This window comes from Streptomyces sp. R44 (genome assembly GCF_041053105.1).
Classification (GTDB): Bacteria; Actinomycetota; Actinomycetes; order Streptomycetales; family Streptomycetaceae; genus Streptomyces.
The window spans coordinates 524,866-550,348 of record NZ_CP163444.1 but is presented as its reverse complement, the minus strand read 5'-3'; the positions used below and the strand labels follow the sequence as shown (position 1 = coordinate 550,348).

Genomic DNA, 25,483 nt, shown 5'->3' with positions numbered 1-25,483 from the left:
TCATGGCAACTCACAAGCGATCCCGCGGACTTCGCAACGCGGCCATAGCCGCAGGAGTAGCAGGCGCCGCCACCGCGGTGCTGCTCGCGGGCAACCTCGCCGGCGCGGCCGCTCCGGCAGAGGGCACCGTGCACGGACTCGGCGCCCCGGGCGCCATCTCCGGCAGCTTCGTCGTCATCCTCGACGCATCCGCGAACAAGGCGGACCTCGCGAAGAAGTACGGCGGCACCCTCCAGCGCTCCTACGGCTCGGAGGTCAACGGCTTCTCCGCATCGGGCCTGTCCGTCGAGGAGGCCAAGCGCCTCGCCGCCGACCCCGCCGTCGAGACGGTCGTCCAGAACAAGCGCTTCACCATCAAGGAGACGCAGGAGAAGCCCCCGTCCTGGGGCCTGGACAGGATCGACCAGGCCGAGACGGCCGGCGACGACAAGTACACCTACCCCGACGGCGGAGGCGAGGGCGTCACCACGTACGTCATCGACACCGGCGTCCGGATCACCCACCAGGACTTCGGCGGCCGGGCCACCCACGGCTTCGACGCCGTGGACAACGACGACTCGGCCGACGACGGCAACGGCCACGGCACCCACGTCGCGGGCACCATCGCCGGCACCTCCCACGGTGTCGCCAAGAAGGCGAAGATCGTCGCCGTGCGCGTGCTCGACGACAACGGGTCCGGCACCACCGAGCAGGTCGTGGCGGGCATCGACTGGGTGACGAAGAACCACTCCGGGCCCTCCGTCGCCAACATGAGCCTCGGCGGCGGCGCCGACGAGGCGCTCGACGCCGCGGTCCAGCGCGCCATCGCGTCCGGCGTGACCTTCGCGGTCGCGGCCGGCAACGAGTCCTCCGACGCCGGCCAGGGCTCGCCGGCCCGGGTGCCCGAGGCCATCACCGTGGCCTCCAGCACCAAGGACGACGAGCAGTCGGACTTCTCCAACTTCGGCGCGGTGGTGGACCTGTACGCCCCCGGCTCCGACATCACGTCGGACTGGAACGACAGCGACACCGGCACCAAGACGATCTCCGGAACGTCCATGGCCACGCCCCACGTGACGGGTGCCGCGGCCCTCTACCTGGCGGCCCACCCGTCGGCGACGCCCGCCGACACGGCCGCCGCGCTGACCGGGGCGGCGACACCGGACGCCATCAAGAACCCCTCGGCCGGCACGGCGAACAAGCTCCTCAAGGTGACCCCGTAACGGCACCGCACCACACGGCACATCGGACGGCCCTCCACGATCGTGGGGGGCCGTTCCCCCTTTCCACCCCGTCTGCCTCCTTTCGCCGGGAACCGGCCGTGGCGAGAATCTGTCCCTGTGGAGGAAGGCTGGGCGGCTTCGCCAGAGCCCGCCACGGCGTCCGAGGGGGTGCGGGGATGAGCGCATGGGTGGTCCCGGGCTACACGGAGTCCCGGGAGCTGGGCGCGGGCGGCAGCGGACGGGTGGCGCTGGCCACCCATGACGCGACCGGCACACCCGTGGCCGTCAAGTACCTGAGCGAACGCCTCCGTTCCGACCAGGCCTTCGTCCACGGCTTCCGCTCCGAGGCCCGGCTCCTCGGCGCCCTCGACACACCGCACGTCGTGGGGCTCTACGAGTACGTCGAAGCGCCGCGCGGAGCGGCCATCGTCATGGAGCTGGTGGACGGCGTCGCGCTGCGCGCCCTCCTCGCCCGCGAGGGCGCGACCGGCCCCGAGGCCGCCCTCGCGGTCCTCAAGGGCTCGCTCCTCGGCCTCGCCGCCGCGCACCGGGCGGGCGTCGTCCACCGGGACTACAAACCCGAGAACGTCCTCGTCGCCGCCGACGGGTCCTCCAAACTCGTCGACTTCGGGATCGCGGCCGGCCGGGACAGCCGCCCCGGCATCGCCGGGACGCCCGCCTACATGGCACCCGAGCAGTGGAACGGCGCCCCCGCCTCGCCCGCGGCCGACGTCTACGCGGCGACCGCGACCTTCTTCGAGTGCCTGACCGGCCGCAAGCCCTTCGCCGGGGACAACTTCGCCGAACTCGCCCTCCAGCACCTGGAGGCACCCGTACCCGACGGACAGGCCCCGGAGCCGCTGCGCCCGCTCATTCGCCGGGGCCTCGCCAAGGCCCCGCACGAACGGCCCGAGAACGCCGACGCGTTCGTCAGCGAACTGGAGTCGGTGGCCACCGCCGCGTACGGACCGGACTGGGAGGAGCGGGGCCGGGGACGCCTCGCGGCCCTCGCCGCGCTCCTGCCGCTGCTCTTCCCCTCCTCCGGCGGTCCGGCCCAGGGCACCACCGCGCTCGCCACGACGACCCTGCCCGCGCCCCCGGCGCGGGGCCTGCGCCGGTGGCTCCCGCACGGGCTGCCCGCGGGCGCGGCCGCCCTCGCCCTGGCGCTGCTGCTCGCCCTCGCGGCGCAGGCGGGGGGAGAGGAGTCGGACGGCGACGAGGCCGCGCAGGCCTTCGCCACGACGAACACGTCACCGAGCCCGAGCCCGAGTCCATCGGCCCCGAGTCCGTCTCCGACGACCGAGGAGCCCTCTGCCACGCCGGAAACCCCGACGACATCACCGCCGGAGACCTCCACACCACCGCCCACCCCCACCACCACGGAACCGACGCCCCCCCGCCCACCACGCCGCCCACGACTCCACCGACAAGCCCCCCGACGACTCCCCCCCACCACCCCACCGACGACGCCCCCCCGACGCAGCCGCCGGTCTCGGTCACGTCCGTCTCCGTCACCAGCCTGCGCCAGACCGGGCCGACGACGGCCGAGACCACCGTCGAGATCACGACGGACGGAACGGGCCCGGTGACCCTCCTCGTCGAGTGGTCCACCAGCGACGAGAAGGGCGTGCCGGGCACATCGGACGGCTCCGAGACCATCCGGCGCGAAGGAGCGGACCGCTACACCCTGACGCTCCAGCACGAGGTCCGGGGCGCCGGTTGCTACTGGGGCGTGCGCGCGAGCACGGATCCCGCCGCCGCGAACGGCGGCTCCTTCCAGCAGATCTTCATCAGGCGGTGTGTGATCACATGAACGACGACGACTACAGCGCCACCGAACTGGGCAGCCACTGGTTCCAGGGCCCCACACCGGACCCGACGCCCGACCGCGTGGAGGGCGAAGTCCTCCGCTTCGGCCCGGGGGTGACCGCGGCCGCGGCCCGACGCGCCGAGAACACGCCCACGGCGGCCCAGATCTGGCACGGCACCCTGCCCGGCACCCCACCACCCCGCCGCCCCCGCTCCCGGTGGCCCCTGCGGTACGCGCCGGCGGCCGCGATCCTGCTCGCCGTCCTGGCTCTGCTCGCGTGGCGCGAGTACGGCCCCCGGGTCGCGGTCCGGGCCGTCGAGGTCACCGCCCCCGCGGAACCGCTCGACTGCGGCGCCACGGCGAACGTGCAGGCCCTCGTCCGTACCGACGGCCGCCCGGGCACCCTCACGTACCACTGGGAACGCAGCGACGGCACCCGCTCCGCACCGCTGCGCGAGACCGTGCCCCGCGGCCGGTCCGAGGCGCGACTCCACCTCCTGTGGACCTTCGAGGGCCGAGGCACCCACCAGGCCGTGGCCCGCCTGGTGATCACGTCCCCCACCACCCACACGGCCGAGGGCACCTTCACGTACCGCTGCGAGTGACTCCCAGGAGCCGACCGGAGGGGGACGATTCCCTCACCCCACCGTCCTCGTCCGGCTCCACCCGGTACAGCCGCGCATGCGGCACCCGGCTCACGGCGTCCGTCAGCCGGCCCTCCGTGAAGAGCGCACCGACACCGTCCTCCACCGCCCAGCCACCGGCCAGCACCCCGCTCGCCACGGCGGCCCGGTAGGACGCGCGCCGACCCGGCTCACTGTCGTAGTGGGGACAGACCGAGCCGGGCAGCAGACCCAGTCCGTCGGACAGATGCCTCAGCGGCCCGAAGGAGTCGGTGTGCGAGCCGTCGGCCCAGCAGTTGGCGCCGGCGCTGATCCCGCACAGCAGAGTCCCCCGGTCGTACGCCTCGCGCAGCAGCCGGTCCACTCCATGCGCCCGCCACACCGCGAGCAGGTTCGCGGTGTTGCCCCCACCCACGTACACGACGTCCTGGGACAGCAGGAACGTGCGCAACCCGTCGTCGTCGAGCTCGCGCCGGAACAGCGGGAGGACGCTGGGTACGCAGCTGCGCGACCGGTACGCGTCGAGAAACCGCTCGACGTAACCCGGTGCGTCACCACTGGCGGTGGGGACGAAGCAGACCTTGGGACGAGCGGCGCGCACATGACCGAGCACCCAGTCGTCGAGCAGCCCGTCGTCCTCGGTGGAGAAGCCGCCCCCGAGGAGAGCCAGTCGACGCGGGGGGAGAGGCGACATCGGAGGCTCACTTTTCACAGGCACTCCCGGGTGATCCGTTCCATCAGGCGTTCCGGCAGCGAGGGGTTCTCCGCGGCCGCACGGGCCAGCGCCTCGTCCGGGCCGTCGATCAGTGACTCCAGGACGGCTACCGGGAGGGCCGGGTGGGTGGCCGCGTACTCCCGTACGTCCGCGGACTCGGCGGCCAGGCAGAGGAGCAGCGCTTCCGGGGGAGCCGCGGGGTGACGGGCTGTGTCCCGCAGTACGCGACGGCCGGCGGCGGGGGAGGCCGCGATGTGGTGGAGCAGGGCGGCGGGGCAGCCGGGGTGGTGGACGGCGGCGCTGAAGACGGGCGGCCCGTGGCGCTCCACCAGTTCGGCGAGCTGCTCGGGGGTGAGCGCGGGGTGCGCCGCGATCCGCCGGGCGACCCCGGGGTCCGGGTCGGTGACGAGTTGTTCGACGAGGGCAGCCGGCAGCTCGGCGCGGTCGGCGACGAGTGCTCTGACCTGCGCCACACGACTCGTGACGAGGGCGTGGAGCTCGGTCTCCGTGGCGGATGCGACGCGGGGCGCCGGTTCGTCGGGCAGTCGCTCGTGCCTCGCGACCGTGATCAGCAGGTCGAGCGGGACGGCCGGGTTCTCGGCGACGGCGCGGCGGACGTCCGCAGCCGGGTCGGTGGCGAGCGTCCGCAGGAGGGGCTCGGGGACGGCCGGGTTGGCGGCGACCACGGCCCGGACATCGGCGGCGGGGTGCTCGGCGAGTCGTTCGAGGTAGCCGTCCGGCAGGTCGGTGCGGGCCGCGAACGCCGTGACCGTCCAGACCTCGGGCGCGTCCAGGAAGGCGGCAAGTCCCGCCGTCGGCACGGCCGGATGCGCTGCCGCCGCCAGCCGGACGCGCCGGACCCCCGCAGCGTGGTCGAGGCAGGCCGCCTCCCGCCGATGGCAGGCGCCGCAGCGGGTCGGGGCCGGGTGACCGCCGTCGGCGAGAAGGGCGGCGAGCACCGGCGCGGGCGCGTTCTCGTTGTCGGCGACGGCCTCGCGTACCACCGTGCTGGGGTGGCGGGCGAGACCCGGCAGCAGCTCCTGCGGGAGGTGCGGGTGTCCGGCGGCGGTCGCCACGACCCTGGGGTCCGGGTCGTGGGCGAGGGCGGCGACGACCTCGGTCGGCGCGTCGAGCTCGTGGGCGACCTCCTGCCGCACCTCGGCGTCGGGATCGGTGGCGGCGTCCCACCAGAGGGCCAGCGGCGCCACTCCGCCGACCACCGCGTCCACTGCCCGCCGGGGATGGCTTTCGGGAATCTCGGACCACGGCACCCGCCCGCTCCGTACCAGTTGGCTGGTGAGCGCCGGGTCGCCGGCGGCCGGCAGCGTTCTGGCCTGAGCCGTGGTCAACTGTTCGCGCGCGGCCAGGGCGTACAGGACGTCCTCGTCGCCCGCCGCCGCCAGCCGGGCGAACAGGTCGGCGGGCAGAGTCGGGTTCCCGGCCAGTCCCAGCAGCAGCGCGTCTCGCACGACGAACCTCCCCCGTCGCCTCCCGATGCAACAGCACGGGCGGTCGCCGCGTCCATCTCATATCGGCGACGTGCGGGCTCCGGGGATGTTCGTGTGGGCCGGCAGCGAGCGTTCCGCGCACAGGAGGATGGCCGCGCCGGTCAGGACGAGGGCGGCGAGCACCGCCCCCAGGTGCCACGGGCCCGTGTCGAGCAGGAAGCCCAGGAGCATGGGTGCCACCGTGCGGCAGACCGACCAGGACAGCTGGTGGACCGACAGGTAGCGGCCGCGCAGGTGGTCGGGCGCGGCCTGGACGGAGAGGCTCTGGGCGGGGGCGGAGTGGACGAGTTCGCCGGCGGTGTAGAGCGCGGCGACCGCCAGGACCGCGACCAGGGCGTCCGCGCCGTGGACCAGCCGGGGGAGGGCGGCGAAGGCGGCGAACGAGAGCGCGAAGGTGAGCGCGCCGAGAGCGGCCGTGCGGGTGCGTCGGCCGCGTGCGGTCAGCCGGGCGGCCGGCACGCCGAGTGCCGCGACCAGAACGGTGTTGACCGCGAAGACCGCCCCCGCCAGGGCGTCCGGCAGGGCGACGTCGCGGGTGAGGAAGACGGGCAGGGCCATGGCCTGGGCGGTGTAGCCGAAGGCGATGAGGAAGTTGGCCGTGGTCAGGAGGAGATAGGGGCGGTCGGCGAGGACCTGGCGGTAACCGCCGTGCGTCTCCCGGTGCTCGGTGGTGCCGCGGACCTGGGGGATCCGGGCGACCAGTACGGCCGCGACGGCGAAGACCGCGGCCAGGACCTCGGCGGCGACGATGAAGCCCGTGGTGCCGTTCCACGCGAGCATGCCCGCCGCCGCCAGGCTGCCGCAGCCCATCCCGGCGTTGCGCAGGCTGCGGTCCCACGCCAGGAGCCGGTCGCGCTCGGCGCCCTGGGCGAGGTCGCCGATGAGCGACTGCTGGCTCGGCGAGGACGCCCACATGCCGACGGCCACCACCAGGGCGATCGTCAGGAAGGCGGGGTAGGAGTCGGCGAACGGGTACGCGGCGAAGCCGATCGCGCGCAGCGCGAGCACTCCGATGAGCACGCGGCGGCCGCCGAAGCGGTCGATGAGGATGCCCGCGGCGGGCATGAAGGCCAGTGCGCTGAGCCCGGCGATCGTGAGGCCCGTGCCGATCGACGTGAGGGACAGACCGGTGAGGCCGTGGATGAACAGCATGGTCAGCGGCACGTAGATGCCGTCGCCGAGGGAGGTGGCCAGGCTGGAGGCGATGAGCCTGCGGCGGGCGGGGGAGGGGGCGTCGGTGCGGTGGACGGTGGGTGCGGCGGCCTCGTGAACGCGAGTATCTTCCACGGAAGATAATTTATCATCCGTGGAAGATAAGGTGAAGAGATGCAGCCCGACGCCATCGCAGCCATCGTCGACCAGTGGAGAAGGGAGCGCCCCGATCTGGACGCGTCCCCGATGCTCGTCATCGGCCGGCTCTTCCGCCTCACCCACACGCTCGACCAGCAGCTGCGCCCGCCCTTCGCCGACGCCGGCCTGGGCAGCGGCGACTTCGACCTGCTCGCCGCGCTCCGGCGGACCGGCGAGCCCTACGCCCTCTCCGCGGGCGAACTCAGCCGCACCGTCCTCGTCACCACCGGCGCCATCACCAAGCGCGTCGACCGGCTCGAAGCCCGCGGTCTGGTCGCCAGGACCGTCGACGAGGCCGACTCGCGCGGACGCCTCATCACCCTCACCCCCGAGGGCGTCGCCCTGACCGACACACTCATCGCGGTCCACCTCGACAACCAGCGCCGGCTCCTCGCCGGACTCGGCGAGGAGGAACAGGCACACCTCGCGGACCTGCTGGAGCGGCTCACCGTCACGCAGCCGACGAGCGAGGACTGAGCTCAGCCGGCCGCGGGGGCGTCGTCGGCGATGCGGTAGCCCACACCGGTCGTCGTCGTGATGACCGGCGGGCTGCCCAGCTTCCGGCGCAAGCGGCCGACGGTGACCGTCACCGTGTTGGTGAACGGATCGGCGTTCTCGTCCCACACCTGCTCCAGGAGGTCCTCCGCGCTCAGGAAACCCGGGCTGGCGCGCAGGAGCGCCTCCAGGACGGCGAACTCCTTGACCGACAGGGCGAGCGGCCTGCCGTCCCGGACGGCGGTGCGGCGCACCGGGTCGAGTTCGAGACCGGCGGCACGCAGCGTACGGGGGCGGGCGGTCGGCCTGCGGCGGGCCAGGGCCCGGATGCGCAGGACCAGTTCGGGGAAGTGGAACGGCTTGGCGAGGTAGTCGTCGGCGCCGAGGGTGAGCCCGCTGACCCGGTCGCCGGGCGCCCCGGCCGCGGTCAGCATCAGCACCATCGGACGGTCGTCCCGCCCGGTGACCATCTGGCAGAGCACATCACCGTGGATGCCCGGCAGATCCCGGTCGAGGACCACCACCTCGTACGCGTTCACATCGAGCTTGGCGGCGGCCGCGAGGCCGTCGTGCGCCAGGTCGACGGCCATCCCCTGATCCCGCAGCCCCTCGGCGACGACCTCGGCGAGCGACCGCGCGTCCTCCACGACCAGAACCCTCATGCCCGCACCCCCGCCCGCACCGCGTCATTCTCCGGGGCGGCGGACGGAAGCGTCACCATGACCCGCAGACCACCCTCCGGACGCGCCAGCAGGACGAGACCGCCGCCGTGCGCGGCGACGATCGCCGCCACGATCGACAAGCCCAGGCCCGAACCGCCCTCCGATCCCGTACGGGCTGCGCCGAGTCTCTCGAACGGCTGCCCCAAGCGGTCCACCCGGCCCTGCTCCAGGACCGGTCCGCCGCTCTCGACGACCAGACGCACGCCGGAGCCGTCGCTGTCGGTGGCGACCCGGATCCAGCCGCTCTCCTCGTTGTGGGCGATCGCGTTGTCGACGACGTTCTGCACCATCCGGGACAGCAGCACCGCGCTGCCCCGCGTCCACGCCGCCTCTCCTGCCTCGGCGTCCACGCCCAGGCCCTTCGCGGCGATGTCGGGAGCCCGGCCGCCCAGCGCCCCCCGCGCCAGCTCGCCCAGCGACACGAGGGTCCGGTCGGAGAAGGCGCCGTGCTGCGCGCGGGCGAGGAGGAGGAAGCCGTCGAGCAGATGGTCCACACGGTCCAGCTCGGTCCGTACCCGGCCGGCGAGCGCGAGGGTCTGGGCCGCGGGCTCCGGTTTGGCGACGGCCACGTCCAGCGATGCCCGGATCGTTGCCAGCGGGGTACGCAGTTCGTGCGAGGCGTTGCCGACGAAGCGGCGCTGCGCGACGAACGAGGCCTCAAGACGTTCGAGCAGACCGTCGACGGTGTCGGCGAGCTCCTTCACCTCGTCGGCGGGGCCGGTCACCGCGAGCCGCTCGTGCAGGTTCTCCGCGGAGATCCGCCGCGTCGCGGCCGTGATGAGCCGCAGCGGACGCAGAACCCGGCGGGCCAGGAGACGACCGAGCAGGAGGGAGAGGGCCGCCATCACCACCAGCGCGAGGAGCCAGGCGACGACCATCCGGTGCTCCTGCCGGGCGTGCACCTCCGCGAGCTGGTTCTGCAGGCCCCGGATCTGCTGCTGTGCGTCGGAGAGGTTCGCCGGGGATGCGGGGACGTTTCCGGGCGCGGGTGCGGAGAGCCGGACGCCGGACATGACGTAGGTCAGGACGAGCAGCACGATTCCGGAGCCGAGGAACCCCGCCGCGTACAAAATCGTGAAGCGCCGTCCGACAGTCCCGCCCCGCAGCATGCCCTCGCCCCTTCTCCCGCCCGTGTCCGGCGGACATCAGCATGCCCCGCCGCACCTAACAACGAGGTGACAGACGCGGTTCGGACCCCGTCACGGCGACCTCCGTACAACCGTGGTCATGTCTTCGACCCACACGACACTCCACGCGGTCCACCGCGAGTGGACCGCCTTCCGGCGTCCCGGCCGGCTGATCGCCATGGCGACCGCCGCACTGGCCGTCATCGTCCTCGGCCTGCTCTACGCCTTCGGCAACCACGCGTCCTGCGACGGCCTGTGCCCGGCCGACCCGACCGCACCGGACGGCTCCCTCGTCAACGACCAGTTCTCCCTCATGCACCAGGACCTCGGTGAGAACGGCGGCATCACCGTCCGGATGACGTCCATGAAGGGCACGATCACCTACCCGCCGCCGCACCACGACAAGCTCGTCCCCGGGCTCGTGCCCTGGGCGAAGGCCGGGATCATCATCAAGGACGGGACCCGTCAGGGATCCTCGTACGCGGCGCTCATGGTCACCGGAAGCCACGGCGTACGCATGCAGTACGACTACCGCCACGACATCGCGGGCAGCGCCGGCAACGGCGGCGACGTGTCCGCGCAGGCCCCCCGCTGGCTGCGGCTGACCCGGTCGGGCGACACCGTCACCGGCCACGAGTCCGCCGACGGAGAGCACTGGACGGAGGTCGGTACGGCACGTCTGCCGGGGCTGCCCGAGACCGTACAGGTCGGCCTGTTCGCCACCTCTCCCGGCGACCTGACCCTCCAGCGCGCCGGCCTCGGCGCCGCCACGGAACAGGTGCGCTTCACCCAGGCGGGCGGCGTCTTCGACCACGTCGGCCTCAAGGGCGCCGTCGCGCAGGCACGCTGGAGGAGCGAGACCGTCGGCGAGGCGAACCGGACCGACTGGGAGAAGTACTTCCAGGCCGCCGGCGGGGTGGAGAAGAACGGCACGATCACGGTCTACGGCACCGGCGACATCGGTCCCACGGGCTCGGAGGACGGCGCACGCCCGGTCGAGCGCACCCTCGGCGGCCTGGCCCTCGCGCTGCTCATCGTCCTCGTGGTCGCCGCGCGGTTCGCCACCTCCGCGTACCGCCGCGAGGCCGCGGGCGGCGCGCCGGTCACCCGCGCGGAACTCGGGGCGAAGGCGATCGTCGTGGGGGCCGTCACGTTCGTGACCTGTCTCCTCGCCATCGGCATCGTGATGCCCGGCGGCGTGACGATCCTGAAGGGCAACGGCATCCCCGTTCCCGTAGTGTCCGCGCTCACCGGAGCGCGGGTCGTCGTCGGCACGGCAGCCGCCCTCGCCCTCGCCGCCGTGCTCGCCTTCGCGGTCGGAGCCCTGCTGCGCCGCGCCCGGTTCGCGACTCCGGTCGCCGTCCTGGCGATCGCGGTCCCGTACGTGGCGACTTCCTTCCCGCTGCTCGCCGACGGACTGGCGGAGTGGCTCCTACGGGTCACCCCGGCCGCCGGCTTCGCCACCCAGCAGTCCCTCGTCGTGTATCCGCAGGTGCTCGCCCACTACGCGCCCTCCACCGGTTACTTCCCCCTGCCGTGGTGGGCCGGGCTCGGCGTCCTGATCGCGTACGCCGCGGTTCTTCTGGGCCTGGCCCTGCGGCGCCTGCCGGAGAGCGCCCCGCCGATCTCCGACCCGCGTTAAATCGGTTGGTGCGCGGTCCGGTGGGTCTTGTACGTTGGCTTCGCGACCGCGCCTCCCGATGCGCCCGGCTGCGGCTACTTCCTTCCGAATCAAAGTGACGCCGCCGCCCTTTTCCGATCTCGGCAGGCGCGGGCGCCTCAGCCCCGCCGGACCTCGTGCCCCGGGGCCGTCCGATCGTCTGAATCCGGGGGGATTCACTGCCTCGTCACGCCCGACGTGTCTCCAAGATGTGGTCCGACATGCTCGTCGCCCCGCACATCCTGGCGGCCGCCCGCGCCATGCCCTCGTCACCACCACGGCTTTACCACCCGCCCGTCGGGCAGGTGCTCCGCACCTATTCGGGCGGTCCGGCCTTCGTCCGGGAGCCCCGTGACGAACTCTTCCTCCTCGCCGTCGGCAACTTCGTCTCCCAGGGGACGTTCTACGAGGGCGGGGAGGAGCGGGACGCGCGCTACACCCGGCTCGTCGGCCGACTCGCCGTCGAGGACCCCGAGTGGACGGCCGGCCTGCTGCGCTGGCTGCGCGGCGAGGGCAACATGCGCACGGCGTCCCTGGTGGGCGCCGCCGCGTACGTACGGGCCCGGCTCAAGGCCGGGGCCACCGACGGTCCGTCCAACCGGTCCGTGATCGACTCCGTGCTCCAGCGCGCCGACGAGCCCGGCGAACTGCTCGCCCACTGGATCTCGGCCCACGGGCGGAACGTGCCGCAGCCCGTGAAGCGGGGCATCGCCGACGGCGTGCGCCGGCTGTACACGTCCCGGTCCCTGCTCAAGTACGACACCGCGTCCAAGGCCTTCCGCTTCGGCGACGTGCTCAACCTCGTGCACGCCACCCCCGACCCGGACAAGCCGTGGCAGGGCGCGCTCTTCCGGTACGCGCTGGACCGCCGTCACCACCCCGAGCGGGCGGTCCCGCCGGCCTCCGACCAGCTGCTGACCGCCCACCGGGCGCTGATGGAATCGGCGCCGGAGGAGCGGCGTGCCCTGGTGACCGGACCGGGCGGCTCCGAGCGGCTCGCCGCGGCGGGCATGACGTGGGAGGCCGTGGCGGGCTGGCTGCACGGACCGATGGACGCGGCTGTCTGGGAGGCCCTGATCCCCACGATGGGGCCGATGGCGCTCCTGCGGAACCTGCGGAACTTCGACGAGGCCGGAATCTCGGACGAGGTCGCGGCCCTGGTCGCCGGACGTCTCTCGGACGCCTCCGAGGTCGCCCGGTCCCGCCAGTTCCCCTTCCGCTACCTGGCCGCCCATCAGCACGCGCCCTCGCCGCGCTGGGCGGCCCCGTTGGAACGGGCACTCGGCCACTCCCTGGCCAACGTACCGGCCCTGCCCGGCCGGACCCTGATCCTCGTGGACCGGTCCGACTCCATGTTCTGGGACACCGTCTCCGAGCGGTCGAAGCTGACCCGTGCGGACGCGGCCGCCGTGTTCGGCACCGCGCTGGCCATGCGCGCGGAGCAGGGAGACCTGGTGGAGTTCGGCTGGGGCAGCGCAAAGGTGCCGTACGAACCCGGCGAGCCGGTCCTTGAGGTGCTGAAACGCTTCCGCAGTATGGGAGGCACGTACACCGCGAACGCGGTACGGAAGCACTACCGGGCCCACGACCGGATCCTGATCGTCACCGACGAACAGACCGCCCCGTACGCGCCTGCCGTGCCCGCCGAGACGGTCCCGTCCGGCATCCCGGTCTACACCTGGAACCTGGCGGGGTATCAGCCCGCCCACGGCCCCACGGGCCGCCACCGGCACACCTTCGGCGGCCTCACGGACGCCGCGTTCCGCATGGTCGGGCTCATCGAGGCGGGCGGGCAGGCCGTCTGGCCGTGGGCGTCGGAGAAGAACGCCCCGACCTGATCCGTACGCCTCAGCCCTCGATGTCGAGCGCCGTCCCGTACAGACGCGAGACCTTCAGCCGGATGACCACCCGGCGCTCGGCGACCTGTTGCTCCAGGAACGCGCTCTCGTCCCCCGGCCTCGCGTCCTCCGGAATCATCGCGAGCAGCTCCCGCCCGGTCGCGTCCCCGGGCGTGGTCGTGATCTCCGAGACCTCGGCCTCGCCCTCGGCCACGGCGAACGACCACACGTCGCCGCCCGGCACGTGGACGGCCGCCCGCGGATCACGCCGGAGCTGCTTCACCTTGACGCGGTCGGCGGTGGTGGAGAACCGCACGATGCGCGCCTCGGGGTCCCAGCTGTAGAGCATGGTGGTCAGATGAGGATGGCCACTGCGCTTGTTGGTGGCGAGGGTGCCGAACCGTTGCGTGCTCAGCAGCGCGGAGAGTGCGTCGTCGGACAGGGGCCGGGGTGCGGGACCTTGAGTCATGACGTGATCAACTCACGTGCGTGCCCGGGCATTCCACGCCACCCGAAATCCTCCCTCATGAGCCGCCGGTGCGGGTGAACGTGCCCAGGCCCTCCGTGTCCAAGTACTCGACGGTGAACGACTTTCCGTTCGGGGTGAAGGTGACCCCGGTCAGGCCCACGGCGTTCTCGCCGGCCGTCGGGAAGCTGAACGTGTCGCCGTCGTAGTGCGTGAGCCGGTACCTCTGCGGCTTCGGGCCCAGGTCGAGCGACAGGGTGCCGTCCGGACCCGCGACGACCTCTGCGCGCCCGTAGTACGGGCTCACGTACGTGCCCGCGTACGTGTCGGCGGCCTGGGCCGGCGCGGCACCGGACGGCGGGTGGGCGTAGTCGGTCTTCGACCGGCCCTCGTCCGCCTGTTGCTGGTACAGCGCGTCCACGAGCGGAATCCAGTCGCGGCTGATCTCGCCGGTCTGCGCGATGTCGAAGAAGTCGAGGGCGACGGCGTCGGCGACGCCGACCGGTGAGGTGTTGGTGAGGACGACGATGCCGAGCTGCTCGCCGGGCAGCATCGTCACGTTGGTGTGCGCGCCCTGGGCGAACGCCCCCGTGTGCGAGAGCCTGAGCCGGCCCTCGTCGTCGTAACTCACGTTCCAGCCGAGGCCGTAGAACCCGGTCCGGCCGGCCGGGGCCCGGGGCGGACTGGCGACCGATTCGGGCCAGTGGGTGCGCTCCAGGGCGGCGGCGTCGACGATCTGCCGGCCGTCGAGCTTGCCGTTGGCGAGCTGGAGCTTCAGCCAGGTCGCCATGTCACGGGCACTGGAACTGACGCCACCGGCGGGCGACTGCGCGTCCGGGTCCCGTACGAACTCCGCCTTCCAGGCGCCGTCGACCTTCACATGGCCCCAGGCCCGGTCGGACGCCTGCTCGAAGTCCTCGAAGCGCGAGCTGGTGGAGTTCATGCCGGCCGGCTTGTAGAGCGTGTCGGCGGCGAGCTTCTCCCACGGCACGCCCTTCTCGTCGGCGACCGCCTGGGCGGCGGCCGTGAGCCCGAAGTTGGTGTAGGCGTAGCTCGCGCGGAACGGGGCCAGGGGCTCGTACCGCAGATGCGACAGGATGTACGAGCGGTCGTAGCCGAGGTCTTCGAGCAGGTCCCCGGCGTGATCGGGCAGGCCGCTGCGGTGCGAGAACAGATCGGCGACCGTCACGTGGGAGGTGACCCACGGGTCCTTGAGGGCGAAGCCCGGCACATCGGGGGCCACCGGCCGCGTCCAGCCCTCCGTGCCCACCGCTCCGGAGACGACGGTGGACGCGATCGGCTTGGAGACGGAGGCCAGTTGGAAGACGGTGTCGGCGTCGACGGCCGCACTCTCGCCGGCCTTGCGCACGCCGTACCCCTTCAGGTGGATCACCTTGCCGTCGTGGACGACGGCGACGGCGACGCCCGGCACCCCGGTCCGCTTCATGGCGTCCCGGACGACTCCGTCGAGCCGGTCGACGGCACGTTTCACGTCCGCGTCGTCGAGTCGGGGCGGGGGCTGATCCGGGGGCGGTGACGGCCCCGGGGCCGTAGCGCCGAGGAGCGCGGTGAGTCCTGCAGCGGCAAGCCATCGAACGGTGCTCACTTCTCCATTCAAAGGCCTGCGCCGGTGTCTGTCGCGCGCTACCCGGCCGGCCCCGCCCTCGTCACGGTGTGCTTGCCGATCAGCCGCGGTGTTCCTAGCGTCGGGGCATGAGCCCGATCTCCGCGGAGTCCCGCCGCACCGTGACCGTCGCCGTCGCCCAGGCGGCCGCCCCGCTCCTCGACACCCCGGCCGCGGTGGCCCGGGCCGAGGAACTCGTCCGCGAGGCCGCCGACCGGGGCGCGGAGGTCGTCGTCCTCCCCGAGGCGTTCATCGGCGGCTACCCCAAGGGACTGGACTTCGGCATCACGGTCGGCAGCCGCAGCCCCGAGGGCCGTGACCTCTTCCGCCGCTACCACGCCGCCGCCGTCGAGGTCCCGGGCCCGGAGACCGAGACGCTCGCCGCCGTCACCCGGGAGCTCGGCGTCCACGCCGTGATCGGCGCGGTCGAACGCCAGGGCGGCACCCTGTACTGCGTCGCGCTCTTCTTCGGCCCCGACGGCTACCTCGGCCTGCACCGCAAGCTCATGCCCACCGCCGCCGAGCGCTACCTCTGGGGCCAGGGAGACGGCTCCACCCTGACAGTCGTCGACACCGGCACTGCCCGCCTCGGCGCGGCGATCTGCTGGGAGAACTACATGCCGCTGCTGCGCACCGCGATGTACGCCAAGGGCGTGGACCTGTGGTGCGCGCCGACCGTCGACGACCGCGACGCCTGGCAGGCCACCATGCGGCACATCGCCCTGGAGGGCCGCTGCTTCGTCCTCGCCGCCTGCCAGTACCTGCGCCGCGACGGCCTGCCGGACGACCTCCACCCCGTCCAGGGCGAGGAGCCCGACACCGTACTGATCGGCGGCGGCTCCGTCATCGTCTCCCCGCTGGGCGAGGTCCTCGCCGGGCCGCTGCGCGACGGCGAGGGCATCCTGACCGCCGAGCTCGACCTCGACGCGCTCGCGGGCGCCCGCTTCGACCTCGACACCACCGGCCACTACGCCCGCCCCGACGTCTTCACCCTCCACGTCGACGAAACCGCCCGCACGACCGTGACCAGGGGATAGGCCCACCCGCCTGTCGAGGGTGCGAGGTCGCCGGCGGTAGACTCGGCGACCGTGGCGGATACCCAGTATGAAGACCTGTTGAAGACGGTGCTCACCTCGGGAACGGCGAAGGCCGACCGGACGGGCACAGGCACCCGGAGCATCTTCGGGCACCAGCTCCGCTACGACCTCTCGCAGGGATTCCCGCTGGTCACCACCAAGAAGGTGCACCTCAAATCGATCGTGTACGAGCTGCTGTGGTTCCTCCGCGGCGACTCCAACGTCGGCTGGCTCCAGGAGAACGGCGTCTCCATCTGGGACGAGTGGGCCGACGACAAGGGCGAGCTGGGGCCCGTCTACGGCGTGCAGTGGCGTTCCTGGCCCACGCCCGACGGCCGGCACATCGACCAGATCGGCCAGGTCCTCGACACGCTGCGCCGCGACCCGGACTCGCGCCGCATGATCGTGTCCGCCTGGAACGTCGCCGAACTCGACCGGATGGCGCTGGCTCCCTGCCACGCCTTCTTCCAGTTCTACGTCGCCGACGGCAAGCTCTCCTGCCAGCTGTACCAGCGCAGCGCGGACCTGTTCCTCGGCGTCCCGTTCAACATCGCCAGCTACGCCCTGCTCACCCACATGGTGGCGCAGCAGACCGGTCTGGAGCCGGGCGACTTCATCTGGACCGGCGGCGACTGCCACATCTACGACAACCACGTGGCGCAGGTGACCGAGCAGCTCAGCCGTACTCCGTACGCGTTCCCCGAGCTGAAGCTGCACAAGGCAGACTCGCTGTTCGACTACGCCTTCTCCGACGTCGAGATCGTGGGCTACCAGCACCACCCCGGCATCAAGGCTCCGGTGGCGGTGTGAGTACGGGTGTGAACATCGGGCTCATCTGGGCGCAGACCACCGACGGCGTGATCGGCGCCGACAACACGATCCCGTGGCGGCTCCCCGAGGACATGGCGCACTTCAAGGCGACCACCCTCGGCCACCCCGTGATCATGGGCCGTAAGACCTGGGACTCGCTGCCCGCCCGCTTCCGTCCCCTGGTGGGCCGCCGCAACATCGTGGTGACCCGGGACGCGCAGTGGACGGCCGAGGGCGCGGAGCGCGCCGGATCCATCGAGGCGGCCCTCGACCTGGCGGCCGGGGTGGCGCAGCCGGCCGACGAGGCCGTCGCCTGGGTCATGGGAGGCGGCGAGGTCTACCGCGCCGCCCTGCCCCACGCCCGGACACTCTCGGTGACGGAAATCGACACCGCGGTCGACGGCGACACCTACGCCCCGACCGTCGAGGCCGACTGGCAGGCCGCGGAGGACACCGGCTGGCGGGACTCCACGACCGGCCTGCGCTACCGCATCCGCCGGTACACCCGCCCGTGAGCCGACGGGCCCACCGGTAGGAACCTCAGCGCGCTTCGCGCATCCCGAGGATGTACGTCGCGGTCAGCGCGACCGCGCGGTCCTCGTCCTCGGACAGCTCCGCCAGCGCCCGTGAGGCCGCGTCGCCGGCGATGTCCGCGAGGGCCTGCGCGAGGCGCCGGCGCTCGGACGCCCCCGTCGTGCCGTGGGCGAGGCGCTCGACCAGCAGGCCGGTGATCCGGTCCGCGAGCGCGGGACGGCTCGCCAGCCCGCTCAGCGCGTCGGCGGCGTCGACGTCGTTCGCCTCCTCGACGATCATGTCGACGAGCGTCGGTACCGCGTCGGCCACGCCGCGTGCCCCCAGCTCCAGGGCGGCGCACCTCCGCACCGCGACCTCGGGGTCCGCGAGGGCCTCCCGCAGCAGGGCGGTCGCCTCCTCGCCGGGGATCTCGGCGACGGACCGCACGGCGCGCTTCCTGACCTCGGCCACCGGTGACCCGAGGCCGCGGGCGAGGAGCGGCAGCCCGCCGTCGTCCGAGCGTGCGAGGGCCCAGCGGAGGGCTCCCGCGACGATCGGGTCCGCCTCGCTCAGCACCGCCTCGACCAGCGCCTCCACGGGCACCGGCGCGTCCTCCGCCGAGGACAGCGCGGCGCGCTGGCGCGTCTCCGGGCTCTTCGAGCCGAGCGCCTGGAGGAGGGCGACGACCTGGAGGACGTCCTGCCAGCCTGCGGGCTCCGCGGAACCGATCCGGCGCAGCCGCGTGAGCAGCTCCGTCTCCGCCGCGATGCGTTCGCGTGTCTGCCGGATCAGGTCGTCGACGAGCTCCGAGGGCGCGAAGCCGGGATCGTCCAGCGCCCGCCCGACCTCGCGCAGCGAAAGCCCCAGGGACCGCAGGCTCTCGATGTGGAAGATGCGCCGGATGTCCGCTTCCGCGTACTCCCGGTAGCCGCCGCCCGTGCGGCCCGTCGGCCGCACGAGGCCGAGCGCCTCGTAGTGCCTGAGCATGCGGGCGCTGACCCCGGAGTGCTTCGCCACGTCACCGATCAACACCGACGGTCACTCCTCCTGGCCGGACGGGCCGAGCACCAAGACCCGCCTGGCCTCCTCGATCGCGAAGTCGAACCCGGCGTCCGGGTCGCGCGACAGCTTCTCCGTGGCGATCGCGTGCCGGCGGACATCGGGGCGGGGATCCGACTGCGCGGCGCGCAGGACCGGCGTCATCGCCTCGCCGAGCGCGATCAGCGCCCGGCTGAGGCTCAGCTGCGTCTCGCGCCCACCCCGCCCGAGCTGGGTCGCGAGCACTCCGGCGAGCTCGGACTCCGCGCCCGCGGGCACGAGGACGACCGCCGCCCGCCAGGCACTCCGCGCCACCTCGTCGTCCGGGTCGGTCATGAGCTCGCGGGTGATCGCGGGCCAGGCCTGACGGTCCCCGATCTTGGACAGGGTGTGCAGGGCCTGGCTGCGCGCCTGGGCCGGCTCCGAGCGGAGTTCGCCCAGGAGCCGGGGGAGCGTCAGCGCCGGCGAGTGGCGGGTGAGCGCCCACGTGAGCATTTCGCGTACCTGGAAGTCCGGCTCGATCGCGCAGCGGCCGACGAGCTCGTCGACCCACCGCGGGTCCGGTGCCGAGCCCACCGCGAGTGCGGCGCGCAGCCGCACCGACGCGCTCTCGCTCCCGAGCCCCCGCAGAGCCCGCATCGTGTTCGTGGCCTCGTTCGCCATGGTCATGGGACCACCTCCTGGGCCCCACTGAAGACCTTGTCACCGTGTCAAGGTCAAGCGGTGCCCCGCGGGAGGCCCTGCGGGGGAGCGGGGTTCAGTAGGTGTGTCCGACGTGGGCGAGGGCCTGCTTGAGGAGGTGTCCCTGGCCGCCGGGCATCTCGTTCTGCACGGCCGTGGAGCCCGCTTCCTGGGGGCTGAACCACACCAGGTCGAGGGCGTCCTGCCGCGGGCGGCAGTCGCCGGTGACCGGGACGATGTACGCGAGGGAGACGGCGTGCTGGCGCGGGTCGTGGAAGGGCGTGATGCCGGCGGTGGGGAAGTACTCGGCGACGGTGAAGGGCTGCAGGGAGGCGGGGACGCGCGGCAGGGCCACGGGCCCGAGGTCCTTCTCCAGGTGCCGCAGCAGCGCGTCACGGACCCGCTCGTGGTGCATGACGCGGCCGGACACCAGGGTGCGGCTGATCGTTCCCTCGGAGCCGATCCGCAGGAGCAGCCCGATGCTGGTGACTTCGCCGCTGTCGTCCACGCGCACGGGGACGGCCTCGACGTACAGGATCGGCATCCGGGACCTGGCCGTGTCCAGTTCGTCCGTGGTCAGCCAGCCGGGCGTGGTCTCAGTCATGTCGGACATCGCTTGATCATACTTTCCGGGCGGGGCTTCGGCCCAGGCCGCGTGTCCGCCGGCCGGGTGGGAGTTCGGGCGGGAGTGTGGTCTGCCGCTGCCGTGCGGCGGTCAGAGGGGCTTGAGCCTCCGGTGCAGGAGACAGAACTCGTTGCCCTCCGGATCGGCCAGGACGTGCCAGTTCTCGGCGCCGGTCTGGCCGATGTCGACGGGCTCGGCGCCGAGTGCGAGCAGCCGCTCCAGCTCGGCGTCCTGGTCGCGGTCGGTGGCGTTGACATCGATGTGCAGACGCAGCTTCCCGGTCCGCGGCTCGCTGCTGGGGCTCAGGACGAGCGTCGGCTGCGCACCGCCGAACCCGATGCCGGCCGGCCCGATCTCGATGCTTCCGTCCTCCTCGCGGCCGACCTCGACGTAGCCGAGGACCTCGCTCCAGAACGCGGCAAGACGCTCGGGGTCGGCGCAGTCGAGGACCAGCTCACTGATGCGGGATGCCATACCGGCGAGTGTACGTGCCGACCCGTCGTGACGTGCCGTCATATGGCGGCTCCCGTGTGCTGGTTGATCGGCTCAGTCGTCCCAGCCGCTCCTCCGGTCGCCCCGGTCGTCCGAGCCGTTCCGGCCCTTCCGGCCGGGCCGGTCGGTCTCGGCGTACAGGGCCGTGCGGGTCATCGGTCCGTAGACGCCCGGCTCCTCAGGGATGGCGCGGGCCACCTGGAAGCGGCTCAGCGCCGCCTCCACGGACTCGCTGAAGACTCCGTCGGCCGAGCCGAGGTACAAGTACAGCTGCTGGAGGCGTCGCTGGAGGTCCACGACCTCGGGCCCGGTGCTGCCGAGCGCGAGCGTGGACGCGTCGGGCCGATCGGGCCGGGGGGAACCTTGGGTCGGCGTGGGGGTGGGTGTCGGCCGGTGTGCCGTCGTGGGCGGGGCAGCGGCCGTCGACGGCGGGGGAGCGGGCGCCGACGACGGCGGAGCGGCGGCCGTCTCGACGGCCGCCGCCGCTGCCGTCGGCGTGGAGGTCCGGCCGGCGGCCGGCGGCCGACGGCTCGGCGTCCGGGGTCGCGTGGGGTGTCGGCAGGTCGGGCATCACGAGGGACAGACCGTCCGTGGACGTCCGGTCCGGCTCGGACGTGAGGCCGACCGCGAGGCCGATCCCCGCGGCGAGCGCGCCGGTGATCAGCAGCGGGAGCGAGAGGCCGCTCCGGCTTTCGCGCTCGGGCGCCTTCGCGGCCCGCCGCGACCGCGACGCCTTCCGTACGGGCCGGGGCTTCCCCGCTCCGTGGCGTCCGCGCGGCCCGTCCTCTCCCCGAACGGGCGGCAGGGTCCGGGTGACGTCGAACAACTCGACGTCCTGCGCGCGTGCCCCCGGCCCGCCGCCGGGCGCGGCGACCTTCCCGAAGATGCCGTCGTCCTGCGCGGGACGTGACGCCGGTCCGGCGGCGTCGGTCGTGACTGCTGTGGTCAGGGCAGTCCTGTGGCGCATCGATGCTCCAGATGTGGTGAAGCCAGGGAAGGTGCGGCGAAGCCGAGGAGAATGTGACTGTCAGTCAAGGCAAGCGTCAACTGCGCCCAAGGCATACGAAAAGGGAACGTTCGCGACGTTGATTCTTAAACAACCCTTAACAAGTGACGCAGGTCACTGCCGCGGCAAGGTCCTCACATCAGCAGTGAGCCGGGGTCCCGCACCAGAGGCGCCGTGCCCACCGAGTTGCTCACGTTGAACGTGACGCTCCCCGCGCGGTAGCGGTCCTCGGTCCACTCGATGGGGCGGCCGTCCTGATTGCTCGTGAGGTGCCGCTGCCGCAGGAGCGGGCTGCCGCGGCGCACGCGGAGCAGACGCGCGTCGTCGCTCCCGGCGGGCACCGCGTCGATGAGGTGCTCGCCGTAGTGGGCGACGATCCCCGCGTCCTCGGCCATGCTGTCCATGATCGAGGCGCAGTCGACGGGCAGGGACTCGACGGTGGGCGCGACCCACTCCGCGTACGCCGTGCGTTCGACCATCACCGGTTCGTCGTCCAGGCAGCGCAGGCGCAGGACGTCGAGGACCCCGGCCCCCTCCGGGAGGGCGAGACGGCGTGCCTCCTCCGGAGTGGCCCGGCGCCGCTCGCGGTGGAGGAAGCGGCTCGCCGAGCGGTAGCCCATCGTCCGCGCCCACTGGGCGAAGCTGTGGAGCTCGGCGAAGCTGTGCCGGCGCTCCCTGCGGAGCACGATGCGACGGGCGCCCTGGCGCGAGCCGATGATGCCTTCCGAGGTGAGCAGGGCGACGGCCTGGCGCACCGTGCCGCGTGACGCGGACCAGCGGTCGGCGAGGTCGCTCTCGGAGGGCAGGCGGGCGCCGACGGCGTACTCGCCGTTGAGGATCGAGCGGCGGAGTCCCTCCGCGATCTCCACGTACAGCGCCGTCACAATCGGCCCCCATCTCGTACTTCACTGTGCGCACCCGGTCACGGGGTGTGCTGTCCCGACGGCCACCCTAACCCGCCGAGCTGACGCCGGAAGGATCTGTCGATTCATCTGAAGTCCACGTGGTTCAGCTGTGGTTCATCACAACCGGCTCTTCCGGGAGGCGTCTGGATCTGGCCATGTCCCGTTCACTTTCCGGACAGGGGGCGCGGGCGAACTAGGGGCGTCTTGTTCAGACAAGTTCCGTCACTTGCTTCTGGGAGAACCCGTGCGCAGAACCCCCGTCGTTGCAGCCCTGCTCGGCGCCGTCGCCCTGACCACCCTCACCGCCTGCGGTGCCGCTCCCGAGGGCGCGGTCGGCACGGACGGCAAGGGTGCGAAGGCGGCCACCGCCGCCTCGGCCAAGGACTTCGGCGGCATGGACGCCCTCGCCAAGGCGGCCAAGCAGGAGGGCGCGCTGCACGTCATCGCCCTGCCGCCGGACTGGGCCAACTACGGCGAGCTGATCAAGGCGTTCGAGACGAAGTACGGCATCAAGGTCGAGAGCGAGAACCCGGACGCCTCCAGCGCCGACGAGATCGCCGCCGTCAAGTCCCGCAAGGGCCAGAAGCGCGCCCCCGACGTCCTCGACCTGGGCATCGCCTTCGCCCGCAGCGGCGCCGAGGAAGGCCTGTTCGCCCCGTACAAGGTCGAGGCCTGGGAGAAGATCCCCGCGGCCCAGAAGGACGCGGACGGCCGCTGGTACAACGACTACGGCGGCTACGTCTCCATCGGCTGCGACGCCAAGCGCATCCCGAACTGCCCGAAGACCTTCGCCGACCTCCTCAAGCCCGAGTACAAGGGCAAGGTCGCCCTCAACGGCAACCCGACCAAGTCCGGCTCCGCCTTCGGCGGCGTGTACGCGGCCGCCCTCGCCAACAAGGGCTCCTTCGCCGACATCCAGCCCGGCATCGACTTCTTCGGCACGCTGAAGAAGAGCGGCAACTTCATCCCCGTCGAGTCCACCCCGGCCACCGTCGAGAAGGGCGAGACGCCCATCAGCATCGACTGGGACTACCTCAACGCCGGCTACGCCGACCAGTTCAAGAGCAAGGGCGTCGACTGGCAGGTCGCCGTCCCCACCGACGGCGTCTACGCGCAGTTCTACTCGCAGGCCGTCAGCAAGGACGCCCCGCACCCCGCCGCCGCCCGCCTGTGGATGGAGTTCCTCTACAGCACCGAGGGCCAGAACCTCTGGCTCAAGGGCTACGCCCGCCCCGTCCTGCTCCCGGCCATGACCGCCGACGGCACCGCCGACAAGACCTTCGTGGCCAAGCTCCCCAAGGTCGACGGCACCCCCGCCTTCCCGGCCTCCGCCGAGCTCGACAAGGCCAAGGCCACCCTCGCCGAGAAGTGGGACAAGGCCCTCTCCTGATGTCCTCAGCCACCCCCACCACGGGAACCGCCGGCGGCCCCAGCCGCCGGCGGCGCGGCCCCCGCACCTGGCTCGCCGCCCTCCCCCTGATCGCCTTCACGGCCCTGGCCTTCGGACTGCCCCTCGGCGCCCTCCTGTACGGCGCCGTCACCCGCACCGATCCGGCCACCGGCGCGACCGCCCTGACCGGCGAGCACCTGAGCCGCTCGCTCCAGGGCCCCTACCTCGGCTCGCTCCTCGGCAGCCTGCAACTCTCCGCGCTCACCGCCCTGATCGGCTCCGTCCTCGGCGTCCTCATCGCCCAGGCCGTCGTCACCTCCCGGTCCCAGGCCCTGCGCAGCGCCGTCCTCACCGCCTCCGGAGTCCTCGCCAACTTCGGCGGCGTCCCCCTCGCGTTCGCGTTCATCGCGACCGTCGGCATCTCCGGCGTCGTCACCCAGCTCGCCGACCTCACCAGCCTCGGCTGGAACCTGTACTCCTTCGGCGGCCTCGCCGTCGTCTACCTGTACTTCCTCATCCCCCTCATGGTCCTGGTGATCCTGCCCGCCCTCGACGGCCTGCGCCCCCAATGGCGGGAGGCCGCGCAGAACGCGGGCGCCGGCGGTCGGCAGTACTGGCGCCACGTCGGCATCCCGGTCCTCGCGCCCTCGCTGCTCGGCGGGTTCGTGCTGCTCTTCGGCAGCGCCTTCGCCGCCCACGCGACCGCCGCGGCCCTCGTCGGCGGCTCCGTACCCCTGGTCACCCTGAAGATCGCGGACGCCCTCTCCGGGAACGTCCTCGTCGGCCAGGAGAACGTCGCCCTCGCCCTCGGCCTCGACATGATCCTGATCGCCGGCCTGGTCATGGCGGTCTACCTCCCCCTCCAGCGCAGGAGCGCCCGATGGCTGCGATGACCTCCACCGCCCCGGACGTCACCCCGGAGTCCGCGGCGCGGGCGGCGGCCCGGCCCACCACCCCCGTACGGACCCGTCGCCGCCCCCGCGTATGGCGCGGCCTCGTCCTCGGCCTGGGCGGCGCGTACTTCCTCGTCCCGCTGATCGCCTCGTTCGTCTTCACCGTGCACACCCCCGGCCAGGGCGTCTCCTTCGAGGCCTACACCGCGCTGCTCTCCGCCGACGGATTCACCGAGAGCCTGCTGCTCTCCCTCGGCCTCGCCGCCGCCACCATCGCGCTCGCCCTGCTGCTCGCCGTGCCCGCCCTGGTGGCGGTCCGGCTCGGCGCGCCGCGCCTGCGGCCGGTCGTCGAGGTGATGTGCATGCTGCCGCTCGTGGTGCCGCCGATCGCGCTCGTCACCGGGATCAGCACCGTACTGCGCTGGGGCCCGGACCACCTGTCGCGGACCCCGCTCTACCAGACGTTCCTCGCCGTCCAGAACGAGGACTTCCCCTTCGTCCTGGTCCTCGCGTACACCGTCATGGCCCTGCCGTTCGTGTACCGCTCCCTCGACGCCGGACTGCGCGCCGTCGACGTCCCGACCCTCGTCGAGGCCGCCCGCAACTGCGGGGCCTCCTGGCCGTACGTCATGCTCCGGGTGATCCTGCCCAACCTGCGCTCCTCGCTCGCCGGAGCCGCCTTCCTCACCCTGGCCCTGGTCCTCGGCGAGTTCACCATCGCCTCGATCCTCGGCTTCCGGCCCTTCGCCGTGTGGATCGTCTCCATCTCCGGCGCCCAGGCCCGCATGTCGGTGGCCGTCTCCCTCCTGAGCCTCCTCATCACCTGGGCGCTGCTCCTCGTCCTGTCCCGGGCCGGAACGGCACCGGCCGGCACGCCCGGAGCCCCCCGCACCTCCCGCAAGGAGTCCTGACCC

Annotated in this window: 26 protein-coding genes and 1 pseudogene; 14 read left to right on the top strand and 13 right to left on the bottom strand. The window is 72.7% G+C overall.

Translation table 11 applies throughout. From position 1 onward, the window contains the following. The first annotated feature begins 2 nt into the window (after positions 1-2). The 4 genes from AB5J54_RS02790 to AB5J54_RS02775 all read left to right on the top strand — a co-directional run bounded on the left by AB5J54_RS02790 (position 3) and on the right by AB5J54_RS02775 (position 3,617). Positions 3-1,202, top strand: a complete 1,200-nt coding sequence (locus AB5J54_RS02790) for a S8 family serine peptidase (RefSeq protein ID WP_369142244.1) — start codon at positions 3-5, stop codon at positions 1,200-1,202. Between the two features lie 176 nt (positions 1,203-1,378). Then, on the top strand, positions 1,379-2,791 hold the full coding sequence (locus tag AB5J54_RS02785; RefSeq protein ID WP_369142243.1) for a serine/threonine-protein kinase: 1,413 nt from the start codon (positions 1,379-1,381) through the stop codon (positions 2,789-2,791). Next, positions 2,788-3,015: a hypothetical protein gene (locus tag AB5J54_RS02780; protein WP_369142242.1), complete on the top strand. Its 228-nt coding sequence runs from the start codon at positions 2,788-2,790 to the stop codon at positions 3,013-3,015. The genes AB5J54_RS02785 and AB5J54_RS02780 overlap by 4 nt, the downstream gene beginning before the upstream one ends. Beyond that, positions 3,012-3,617, top strand: a complete 606-nt coding sequence (locus AB5J54_RS02775; RefSeq protein ID WP_369142241.1) for a hypothetical protein — start codon at positions 3,012-3,014, stop codon at positions 3,615-3,617. The genes AB5J54_RS02780 and AB5J54_RS02775 overlap by 4 nt, the downstream gene beginning before the upstream one ends. Here AB5J54_RS02775 and AB5J54_RS02770 read toward each other — a convergent pair. The 3 genes from AB5J54_RS02770 to AB5J54_RS02760 are packed head-to-tail and all read right to left on the bottom strand — an operon-like array spanning position 3,598 to position 7,145. Beyond that, positions 3,598-4,329, bottom strand: a complete 732-nt coding sequence (locus tag AB5J54_RS02770; protein ID WP_369142240.1) for a Type 1 glutamine amidotransferase-like domain-containing protein — start codon at positions 4,327-4,329, stop codon at positions 3,598-3,600. The genes AB5J54_RS02775 and AB5J54_RS02770 overlap by 20 nt on opposite strands. A 14-nt stretch (positions 4,330-4,343) precedes the next feature. Then, a complete protein-coding gene (locus AB5J54_RS02765) occupies positions 4,344-5,819 on the bottom strand; it encodes a hypothetical protein (RefSeq protein ID WP_369142239.1) in 1,476 nt (491 codons plus the stop codon). 57 nt (positions 5,820-5,876) lie between these two features. Next, positions 5,877-7,145, bottom strand: a complete 1,269-nt coding sequence (locus tag AB5J54_RS02760; RefSeq protein WP_369142238.1) for an MFS transporter — start codon at positions 7,143-7,145, stop codon at positions 5,877-5,879. 39 nt (positions 7,146-7,184) lie between these two features. Between AB5J54_RS02760 and AB5J54_RS02755 the strand changes: the two genes are divergently transcribed. Continuing rightward, entirely contained in the window at positions 7,185-7,685 is a 501-nt protein-coding gene (locus AB5J54_RS02755) for a MarR family winged helix-turn-helix transcriptional regulator (RefSeq protein WP_369142237.1), read from the top strand. Positions 7,686-7,687: 2 nt separating this feature from the next. Here AB5J54_RS02755 and AB5J54_RS02750 read toward each other — a convergent pair whose 3' ends face one another. Together AB5J54_RS02750 and AB5J54_RS02745 are read right to left on the bottom strand one after the other, a co-directional pair. Continuing rightward, entirely contained in the window at positions 7,688-8,365 is a 678-nt protein-coding gene (locus AB5J54_RS02750; protein WP_369142236.1) for a response regulator transcription factor, read from the bottom strand. After that, positions 8,362-9,534: a sensor histidine kinase gene (locus AB5J54_RS02745; protein ID WP_369142235.1), complete on the bottom strand. Its 1,173-nt coding sequence runs from the start codon at positions 9,532-9,534 to the stop codon at positions 8,362-8,364. The genes AB5J54_RS02750 and AB5J54_RS02745 overlap by 4 nt, the downstream gene beginning before the upstream one ends. Before the next feature lie 118 nt (positions 9,535-9,652). Between AB5J54_RS02745 and AB5J54_RS02740 the strand changes: the two genes are divergently transcribed. Then, entirely contained in the window at positions 9,653-11,194 is a 1,542-nt protein-coding gene (locus tag AB5J54_RS02740) for a hypothetical protein (RefSeq protein WP_369142234.1), read from the top strand. A gap of 239 nt (positions 11,195-11,433) precedes the next feature. After that, positions 11,434-13,050 (top strand): TROVE domain-containing protein, encoded by a 1,617-nt coding sequence (locus tag AB5J54_RS02735; protein WP_369149198.1) that lies wholly within the window; start codon positions 11,434-11,436, stop codon positions 13,048-13,050. Between the two features lie 10 nt (positions 13,051-13,060). Here AB5J54_RS02735 and AB5J54_RS02730 read toward each other — a convergent pair whose 3' ends face one another. Together AB5J54_RS02730 and AB5J54_RS02725 are read right to left on the bottom strand one after the other, a co-directional pair. Then, positions 13,061-13,519, bottom strand: coding sequence for a TIGR03618 family F420-dependent PPOX class oxidoreductase (locus tag AB5J54_RS02730; RefSeq protein ID WP_369142233.1), 459 nt, complete (start codon positions 13,517-13,519; stop codon positions 13,061-13,063). Between the two features lie 55 nt (positions 13,520-13,574). After that, a complete protein-coding gene (locus AB5J54_RS02725; RefSeq protein ID WP_369142232.1) occupies positions 13,575-15,122 on the bottom strand; it encodes a serine hydrolase in 1,548 nt (515 codons plus the stop codon). A gap of 107 nt (positions 15,123-15,229) precedes the next feature. Between AB5J54_RS02725 and AB5J54_RS02720 the strand changes: the two genes are divergently transcribed. Genes AB5J54_RS02720 through AB5J54_RS02710 form a run of 3 tightly spaced genes read left to right on the top strand, consistent with a single transcriptional unit; the run spans position 15,230 to position 17,541 of the window. Next, entirely contained in the window at positions 15,230-16,177 is a 948-nt protein-coding gene (locus AB5J54_RS02720; protein WP_369142231.1) for a nitrilase-related carbon-nitrogen hydrolase, read from the top strand. Positions 16,178-16,228: 51 nt separating this feature from the next. Then, entirely contained in the window at positions 16,229-17,026 is a 798-nt protein-coding gene (locus AB5J54_RS02715; protein WP_369142230.1) for a thymidylate synthase, read from the top strand. Between the two features lie 8 nt (positions 17,027-17,034). Beyond that, positions 17,035-17,541: a dihydrofolate reductase gene (locus tag AB5J54_RS02710; protein WP_369149197.1), complete on the top strand. Its 507-nt coding sequence runs from the start codon at positions 17,035-17,037 to the stop codon at positions 17,539-17,541. A 25-nt stretch (positions 17,542-17,566) separates the two neighbouring features. Here AB5J54_RS02710 and AB5J54_RS02705 read toward each other — a convergent pair whose 3' ends face one another. From AB5J54_RS02705 to AB5J54_RS02685, 5 genes and pseudogenes are all read right to left on the bottom strand, one after another. After that, on the bottom strand, positions 17,567-18,571 hold the full coding sequence (locus tag AB5J54_RS02705; protein ID WP_369142229.1) for a HEAT repeat domain-containing protein: 1,005 nt from the start codon (positions 18,569-18,571) through the stop codon (positions 17,567-17,569). A 6-nt stretch (positions 18,572-18,577) separates the two neighbouring features. After that, positions 18,578-19,246: a HEAT repeat domain-containing protein gene (locus AB5J54_RS02700; RefSeq protein WP_369142228.1), complete on the bottom strand. Its 669-nt coding sequence runs from the start codon at positions 19,244-19,246 to the stop codon at positions 18,578-18,580. Positions 19,247-19,334: 88 nt separating this feature from the next. Beyond that, positions 19,335-19,862: an NUDIX hydrolase family protein gene (locus tag AB5J54_RS02695; RefSeq protein ID WP_369149196.1), complete on the bottom strand. Its 528-nt coding sequence runs from the start codon at positions 19,860-19,862 to the stop codon at positions 19,335-19,337. A gap of 111 nt (positions 19,863-19,973) precedes the next feature. Beyond that, positions 19,974-20,357, bottom strand: coding sequence for a VOC family protein (locus AB5J54_RS02690; protein WP_369142227.1), 384 nt, complete (start codon positions 20,355-20,357; stop codon positions 19,974-19,976). A 72-nt stretch (positions 20,358-20,429) separates the two neighbouring features. Beyond that, positions 20,430-20,675: pseudogene (locus tag AB5J54_RS02685) on the bottom strand (peptidoglycan-binding protein); the annotation flags it as partial. Between the two features lie 103 nt (positions 20,676-20,778). Between AB5J54_RS02685 and AB5J54_RS02680 the strand changes: the two are divergent. Continuing rightward, on the top strand, positions 20,779-21,285 hold the full coding sequence (locus tag AB5J54_RS02680) for a hypothetical protein (RefSeq protein WP_369142226.1): 507 nt from the start codon (positions 20,779-20,781) through the stop codon (positions 21,283-21,285). 230 nt (positions 21,286-21,515) lie between these two features. Here the strand turns inward: AB5J54_RS02680 and AB5J54_RS02675 are convergent, their stop codons facing one another. After that, a complete protein-coding gene (locus AB5J54_RS02675; protein ID WP_369149195.1) occupies positions 21,516-22,268 on the bottom strand; it encodes a GntR family transcriptional regulator in 753 nt (250 codons plus the stop codon). A 262-nt stretch (positions 22,269-22,530) separates the two neighbouring features. On the opposite strand from AB5J54_RS02675, the gene AB5J54_RS02670 reads away from it, so the two are divergent. From AB5J54_RS02670 to AB5J54_RS02660, 3 genes are read left to right on the top strand one after another with little or no spacing between them, the layout of a single operon-like run. Continuing rightward, entirely contained in the window at positions 22,531-23,676 is a 1,146-nt protein-coding gene (locus AB5J54_RS02670; RefSeq protein ID WP_369142225.1) for an ABC transporter substrate-binding protein, read from the top strand. After that, positions 23,676-24,569, top strand: coding sequence for an ABC transporter permease (locus AB5J54_RS02665; RefSeq protein WP_369142224.1), 894 nt, complete (start codon positions 23,676-23,678; stop codon positions 24,567-24,569). Before AB5J54_RS02670 ends, AB5J54_RS02665 begins: the two co-directional genes overlap by 1 nt. Beyond that, on the top strand, positions 24,557-25,480 hold the full coding sequence (locus AB5J54_RS02660; protein WP_369142223.1) for an ABC transporter permease: 924 nt from the start codon (positions 24,557-24,559) through the stop codon (positions 25,478-25,480). Before AB5J54_RS02665 ends, AB5J54_RS02660 begins: the two co-directional genes overlap by 13 nt. The last annotated feature ends 3 nt before the right edge of the window (positions 25,481-25,483 follow it).

Bases quoted from the DNA above. Each gene is read 5' to 3' on its own strand.
- AB5J54_RS02790 (WP_369142244.1), top strand. From the start codon at position 3: ATGGCAACTCACAAGCGATCCCGCGGACTTCGCAACGCGGCCATAGCC.
- AB5J54_RS02785 (WP_369142243.1), top strand. From the start codon at position 1,379: ATGAGCGCATGGGTGGTCCCGGGCTACACGGAGTCCCGGGAGCTGGGC.
- AB5J54_RS02775 (WP_369142241.1), top strand. From the start codon at position 3,012: ATGAACGACGACGACTACAGCGCCACCGAACTGGGCAGCCACTGGTTC.
- AB5J54_RS02770 (WP_369142240.1), bottom strand. From the start codon at position 4,329: ATGTCGCCTCTCCCCCCGCGTCGACTGGCTCTCCTCGGGGGCGGCTTC.
- AB5J54_RS02755 (WP_369142237.1), top strand. From the start codon at position 7,185: ATGCAGCCCGACGCCATCGCAGCCATCGTCGACCAGTGGAGAAGGGAG.
- AB5J54_RS02750 (WP_369142236.1), bottom strand. From the start codon at position 8,365: ATGAGGGTTCTGGTCGTGGAGGACGCGCGGTCGCTCGCCGAGGTCGTC.
- AB5J54_RS02745 (WP_369142235.1), bottom strand. From the start codon at position 9,534: ATGCTGCGGGGCGGGACTGTCGGACGGCGCTTCACGATTTTGTACGCG.
- AB5J54_RS02740 (WP_369142234.1), top strand. From the start codon at position 9,653: ATGTCTTCGACCCACACGACACTCCACGCGGTCCACCGCGAGTGGACC.
- AB5J54_RS02735 (WP_369149198.1), top strand. From the start codon at position 11,434: ATGCTCGTCGCCCCGCACATCCTGGCGGCCGCCCGCGCCATGCCCTCG.
- AB5J54_RS02730 (WP_369142233.1), bottom strand. From the start codon at position 13,519: ATGACTCAAGGTCCCGCACCCCGGCCCCTGTCCGACGACGCACTCTCC.
- AB5J54_RS02720 (WP_369142231.1), top strand. From the start codon at position 15,230: ATGAGCCCGATCTCCGCGGAGTCCCGCCGCACCGTGACCGTCGCCGTC.
- AB5J54_RS02700 (WP_369142228.1), bottom strand. From the start codon at position 19,246: ATGACCATGGCGAACGAGGCCACGAACACGATGCGGGCTCTGCGGGGG.
- AB5J54_RS02695 (WP_369149196.1), bottom strand. From the start codon at position 19,862: ATGACTGAGACCACGCCCGGCTGGCTGACCACGGACGAACTGGACACG.
- AB5J54_RS02690 (WP_369142227.1), bottom strand. From the start codon at position 20,357: ATGGCATCCCGCATCAGTGAGCTGGTCCTCGACTGCGCCGACCCCGAG.
- AB5J54_RS02665 (WP_369142224.1), top strand. From the start codon at position 23,676: ATGTCCTCAGCCACCCCCACCACGGGAACCGCCGGCGGCCCCAGCCGC.
- AB5J54_RS02660 (WP_369142223.1), top strand. From the start codon at position 24,557: ATGGCTGCGATGACCTCCACCGCCCCGGACGTCACCCCGGAGTCCGCG.